Genomic DNA, 5,960 nt, shown 5'->3' on the forward strand with positions numbered 1-5,960 from the left:
GCGGCCAGCCGGGACAGCATCCCGGCGGCGGCCTGCGGGCGGGGGTCGCGCAGGGTCGCGACCAGCGGCCCGGTCCAGTCGGCGGCCCAGGCGCGGCCCGCGCCGGGTTCGGCGTGGTGGACGTGCACGAGGTCCGGGTCGAGCGCGCGCAGCGCGGCCAGCGGGCTCCGGTCGCGGGCGGTGACGACGGTGACGGGGCACGGGGCGGTGCGCCGGGGCGCGGCGCTCAGCAGTCCACCTGCGGGGGTGACGACGAGGTGGACCTCTTGTCCGGCGCGGCCGAGCGCGGCGGCCTGGTCGAGCACCGCCGCGTTCTCACCGCCCGGCCCGCCCGGCCCGTGGAAGCCGTGCACCAGCGCGATCCTCATGCGAACGCCGCCTCGTGCGCGACCCCGGTCCGCACCAGGGCGAGGTCCTCGCCGAACGGCCCGGCGCCGGCCAGGACCTGGGGCAGTTCGGGCCGCCGGTCGACCTGGAGGAGGACCCGCTCGCCGGGGGCGACCACCTCCTCCCACATGCCGTCGAGCCGCCGCGTCCACCGGGTGTCCCGGTCGCCGAGCGCGTACGGCAGCACCTGCCAGTCCGTGTCGCGCGACGCGGCCCGGCGCACCCCGGCGCGGGGGCCGCGGAAGGGTTCGAAGGAGACGATCCGGCCGCGGTAGCCGGCCCGGCGCAGGGCGCGTCCGAACGTGCCGTCGTGGGCGCCGGAGTCCAGTACGAGATCGATCTCGTGCACGGCGAGTTCGCGCACCAGCGCCCGTACCCGGCCGAACGTCCTCGTCACGTCCCCGCTCCTTCCGTCGTGCCGTGTGCTGTGTTGTGTGCGGTGTCGGTCGCTGTGCCGGTCGCCGTAGCCGTTGTGGCCGTGGTGGCCGTGGTGGCCGTGGTGGCCGTGGTGGCCGTGGTGGCCGTCGTGGCCGTGGTGCCCGTCGCCGGCGCCGCGGGCCGGGGCGTGGCCGTGGTGCCCGTCGTCGTGGCCCGGGGTGTGCCGTGGGCCGTGGCCAGGCGCGTCGCCGGGTGCCGGGCCGGGTCCGGCGTACCGACGCGGCCCGCCCGCAGCAGGAGTCCGACCGCGCCCGTGGCCGCCGCCGCGATCCACCACACGGCCGCCGGGCCGAGGGCGCCGCGGTGCAGCAGCACGCCCGTGACCGTGGTGAGCGCGGTCGCGGCGCCCAGCACGACGGCCGCCCCGGACGCGGTCAGGCCGAGCCGCCGCAGCCGGTGCGCCAGATGGTCGGGCCGCCCCGCCCACCGCAGCGAGACCAGGGCCAGGACCGCGTCGGCGCAGGCCACGGCGGTGAGCGCGAACATCGACGCGGCCGGCTCGGGCGCCGTGTGCTCGGCGTTCACGACGAGCGCCGCTCCCGCGAGCAGGAACCCGGTGAACAGCGCCCCGCAGCCGCCCGCCCGGGCCCGCGCCGGATGCCAGTTGTGCATCAGGAACCCCGTGAGCGCGGCCGCGAACAGACCGAGCAGCACCGCGAGCGCGCCGAGCCCCTCGGCGCCCGCGCACACGCACAGGGCGAGCGCGGTGACCAGGCCGACCGTGCCGAGCACCCCGGCCGACGTGTCGAGCAGCCGGAACGCGTGGGTCACGAAGACGATCCAGAGGACGGCGAGCGCCCCGGTGAGCCAGCCGAGCCCGGCGGCGTGCACGACGGCGCTGGCCGCGGCGGCCTCGACCGCGATCCGCAGCCGGACGTCCAGGCCGCGCGGCCGCAGCCCGTCCACGAGCCCGAGCAGGGCGACCGCGCCGGCGGCGAGCAGCAGCGTGAGCAAGGCGCGGTCGAGCGGCACCGCGCCGAGGGCGGCACCGGCCGCGGTGACCGCCCCGGTCGCGGTGACCAGGGCGAGGCCACCGACCCGGGGCGCGCCCCGGACGGCCGTGCCGCGGCGGCGGCGCCGGCCGAGCGCGAGCGGGCGCAGGAGCGCGGTGAGCACGGTGGTGAGCAGCAGTGCGGCCGATGCGGCGGCGGTTCCCTGGAGCACGTCAGACCCCGGCCGGGGCGACGAGCGGGGTGGCGAGCGAGGTGGCGGCGGTGCGGGCCGCGGCGTCGGCGAGTGCCGCGTCGACCAGGTCGTCGAGGGTGCGGCGGGGCTGCCAGCCGGTGAGGGCACGGAGTTTGCGGGTGTCGGGCACGCGGATGGGGTCCTCGTCGCCGGGTGCGCCGCGCTCGTGGGGGACGAAGCGCAGCGGGGAGGGCGATCCGGCGCGCTCGACGACGAGGCCGGCGAGGTCGGCGACGGCGGTCGGTTCGCCGCAGCCGACGTTGACGACCTCGCCGACGGCGCCGGGGTGGTCGAGGAGCAGCAGCAGGGCGTCGACGACGTCCGCGACGTGGGCGAGGCAGCGCCGCTGGGTGCCGTCGCCGTGCACGGTGAGCGGCTGTCCGGCGAGGGCCTGCGCGGCGAAGGTCGGCACGACGGCGCCGCTGCGGGGCGTCTGGCGCGGCCCGGCGGTGTTGAACAGGCGGGCCACCGTGACCGGGAGGCCGTGCTCGTGGTGGTGGCCGAGCGCGAGGATCTCGTCGACGGCCTTGGCGGTGGAGTGCGACCAGCGGGCCACCGTGGTCTGGCCGAGGATCCGGTCGTCGGTCTCGGCGAGCGGGCCCGCGCCGTTCTTCCCGTAGATCTCCGAGGTGGAGGCGAGCAGCAGCCGGCGGCCGTGGCGCAGCGCGGCGCCGACGACGGTCTCGGTACCGCGCACACCCGCGGTGAAGGACTCGAGCGGCCGGGCGGCGAGCCGGGTGCCGACGGCGGCGGCCAGGTGGACGACGACGTCGCAGCGGCCGGTGAGTTCGTCGACGAGGCGGGCGTCGAGCACGGAGCCGCGCACGAAGCGGAGTCCGCGCTGCGGCCAGGCCCGGGCGAGGTTGCCGCGGTCGCCGGTGGAGAGGTCGTCGAGCACGACGACGGTGTCGCCGCGGTCGAGGAGGGCGTCGGTCAGATGCGAGCCGATGAAGCCCGCGCCCCCGGTGAGCAGGTAGGTGAGCACGCGCATCGGCCCCTCGGTTGCGGTATCGGGATGACACCGGTGGGGCTCGCCCGTCCGGATACCTGCATAAGGTATTCCGTTATGTCCAAATATGGGGCGAATAACACGATCTACGTCGCGACGCCACCGCACCCGCGCGCCACCACACCCGGCACCCCGCACCCCCGCCACGCGCGGCCGCACACCCGCCATGCGCGGCCACACCCCTGCCACGCGCGGCCGCACCAAGGGCTACCTCAGCGACACAGATCACGACCCTGCCGACTACATTGCGACCGGGTAAGTGGGTAGTCTCAGACGGACTGCATAAGTTACCGCTTAGTAATCACTAGTACGTCAACGACGAGACCACCCTCGCAGGCCCGAGGAGCCCCCAAATGCAACTCGCCGCGATCATCGTGTCGCTGGTTACGATCGTGGTCGGCGCGGCCCTGTTCGTCCGCGCCCTCCTGCAGATCTACAACTTCATGCGGCTCGGCCAGAACGTGCCGGCAGGCACCCGAACCGACGAGCCCGTCCAGCGCACCGTCACCGTCGCCCGGGAGTTCCTCGGCCACACCCGGATGAACCGCTGGGGCATCGTCGGTGTCGCGCACTGGTTCGTGGCGGTGGGCTTCTTCTCCCTGCTGCTGACGATCGTCAACGCCATCGGCCAGCTCTTCCAGGCCGACTGGCTGCTCCCGATCATCGGTGAATGGGCGCCGTACAACGTCTTCGTCGAGTTCATCGGCACGATGACGGTCCTCGGCATCGTGGTCCTGATCGTGATCCGCCAGCTCACCCACCCCCGCAAGCCGGGCCGCAAGTCCCGCTTCACGGGCTCCAACTTCGGCCAGGCGTACTTCGTCGAGGCCGTCATCCTCATCGTCGGCGTCTGCATCTTCATGCTGCACGCCCTCGAAGGCGCCCAGCACCACGTCGACTCCTACGAGGCCTCGTTCTTCATCTCGTACCCCGTCGTGAACGCACTGTCGGGCCTGGACGTCTCCACGCTCCAGAACCTGACCTACTTCTTCGCCGGCCTGAAGATCGCGACCTCCTTCATCTGGATGATCACGGTCGCCCTCAAGACCGACATGGGCGTCGCCTGGCACCGCTTCCTGGCCTTCCCCAACATCTGGTTCAAGCGCAACGCCAAGGGCGAGACCTCGCTCGGCGAGCTGCTCCCGATGACCTCCCAGGGCGAGCCGATCGACTTCGAGGACCCCTCGGACGACGACGTCTACGGCGTCTCGCAGATCGAGCACTTCTCCTGGAAGGGCCTGCTCGACTTCTCCACCTGCACCGAGTGCGGCCGCTGCCAGTCGCAGTGCCCCGCGTGGAACACCGGCAAGCCGCTCTCCCCGAAGCTGCTCATCATGTCGCTGCGCGACCACGCGCACGCCAAGGCCCCCTACCTGCTCGCCGGCGGCGGCAAGAACATGGAGGGCGAGGAGAAGGCGACCGAGGGGCAGCTGGCGAACGTGCCGGCCGCCGCCCTCGCGGAGGCCGAGCGCCCGCTCATCGGCACCCTCGAAGAGAACGGCGTCATCGACCCCGACGTCCTGTGGTCCTGCACCACCTGCGGCGCCTGCGTCGAGCAGTGCCCGGTCGACATCGAGCACATCGACCACATCGTCGACATGCGCCGCTACCAGGTGATGATCGAGTCCGCGTTCCCGTCCGAGGCAGGCACGATGCTCAAGAACCTGGAGAAGAAGGGCAACCCCTGGGGCCTCGCCAAGAAGCAGCGCCTCGAGTGGCTCAAGGAACTCGACTTCGAGGTGCCGGTCGTCGGCAAGGACATCGAGGACCTCACCGAGGTCGAGTACCTCTACTGGGTCGGCTGCGCGGGCGCGCTGGAGGACCGGGCGAAGAAGACCACCAAGGCCTTCGCCGAGCTCCTCAACATCGCGGGCGTCAAGTTCGCCATCATGGGCGGCGACGAGAAGTGCACCGGTGACTCCGCCCGCCGCCTCGGCAACGAGCCGCTGTTCCAGCAGCTCGGCCAGGAGAACGTCATGGCGCTCAACATGGCCTTCGGCGAGGAGTACGACGACGACGGCAAGGTGACGGAGGAGTCGAAGAAGCCCCGCACCGCCAAGAAGATCGTCGCCACCTGCCCGCACTGCCTCAACACGATCGGCAACGAGTACCCGCAGATCGGCGGCGACTACGAGGTCATCCACCACACCCAGCTGCTCCAGCACCTGGTGGACGAGGGCAAGCTCATCCCGGTGACCCCGGTCGAGGGCATCATCACGTACCACGACCCGTGCTACCTGGGCCGGCACAACAAGATCTACACGCCCCCGCGCGAGATCATCGGCAAGGTCCCGGGCCTGCGCAACGAGGAGATGCACCGCCACAAGGAGCGCGGCTTCTGCTGCGGCGCCGGCGGCGCGCGCATGTGGATGGAAGAGCGCATCGGCAAGCGCATCAACAACGAGCGCGTCGACGAGGCGCTGTCCCTCAACCCGGACATCGTCTCCACCGCCTGCCCGTTCTGCCTCGTCATGCTGACCGACTCGGTCAACGGCAAGAAGAACGACGGCAAGGCCAAGGAATCCATCCAGGTCGTCGACGTGGCCCAGCTCCTCCTCGACTCCGTCAAGACACCGGCCGATCCGGCGGGCGAGGCGGAGGGCGCGGATGCGCCGGAGCCGGAGCCGGTGAAGTAACCGGCGCCGCGCACGCCATCAAGGGCACCCCGTGGGTTCACGGGGTGCCCTTCTTCTCTCCTGGCGGGCCCCGACGCCGGGCGACCCAGTCCTGGCGGTCCCCGGCGCCGGGCGACTCTTCTCTCCTTGCGGGCTCCGACGCCGGGCGTATCGGTTTCCGCCCGGGCATGCGCCGGCCCGGCCCGACCCGGGGGCGCCGGTACGCCCCAGGCAGGCGCTGCCCCGACCCGGGGGCGCCGGTACACCCAGGCCCGCGCCGCCGCACCGCCCCGATCCCACCATCCCGCCCCCTCCAGGGGCGTTCG

General features: G+C 72.9%; 5 protein-coding genes. 1 reads left to right on the top strand and 4 read right to left on the bottom strand.

The window, feature by feature from the left end:
• From GTW43_RS18345 to GTW43_RS18360, 4 genes are all read right to left on the bottom strand, one after another.
• Window positions 1–368: glycosyltransferase (locus GTW43_RS18345; protein ID WP_161303100.1), on the bottom strand; the 368-nt coding region annotated here is incomplete at its 3' end.
• A complete protein-coding gene (locus GTW43_RS18350; protein ID WP_161303101.1) occupies window positions 365–784 on the bottom strand; it encodes a hypothetical protein in 420 nt (139 codons plus the stop codon). The genes GTW43_RS18350 and GTW43_RS18345, both read right to left, overlap by 4 nt.
• Window positions 781–1,989 carry an MraY family glycosyltransferase gene (locus tag GTW43_RS38515; RefSeq protein ID WP_161303102.1) on the bottom strand — a complete coding sequence of 403 codons (1,209 nt, stop codon included), beginning with the start codon at window positions 1,987–1,989 and terminating at the stop codon, window positions 781–783. Before GTW43_RS38515 ends, GTW43_RS18350 begins: the two co-directional genes overlap by 4 nt.
• Before the next feature lies 1 nt (window position 1,990).
• Window positions 1,991–3,001 carry an NAD-dependent epimerase/dehydratase family protein gene (locus GTW43_RS18360; RefSeq protein WP_161303103.1) on the bottom strand — a complete coding sequence of 337 codons (1,011 nt, stop codon included), beginning with the start codon at window positions 2,999–3,001 and terminating at the stop codon, window positions 1,991–1,993.
• Window positions 3,002–3,372: 371 nt separating this feature from the next.
• Here GTW43_RS18360 and GTW43_RS18365 point away from each other — a divergent pair, with 371 nt between their 5' ends.
• Window positions 3,373–5,655, top strand: a complete 2,283-nt coding sequence (locus GTW43_RS18365; protein ID WP_161303104.1) for a (Fe-S)-binding protein — start codon at window positions 3,373–3,375, stop codon at window positions 5,653–5,655.
• Window positions 5,656–5,960 lie beyond the last annotated feature (305 nt).

The sequence above is a fragment of the Streptomyces sp. SID5785 genome (genome assembly GCF_009870065.1).
Classification (GTDB): domain Bacteria; phylum Actinomycetota; class Actinomycetes; order Streptomycetales; family Streptomycetaceae; genus Streptomyces.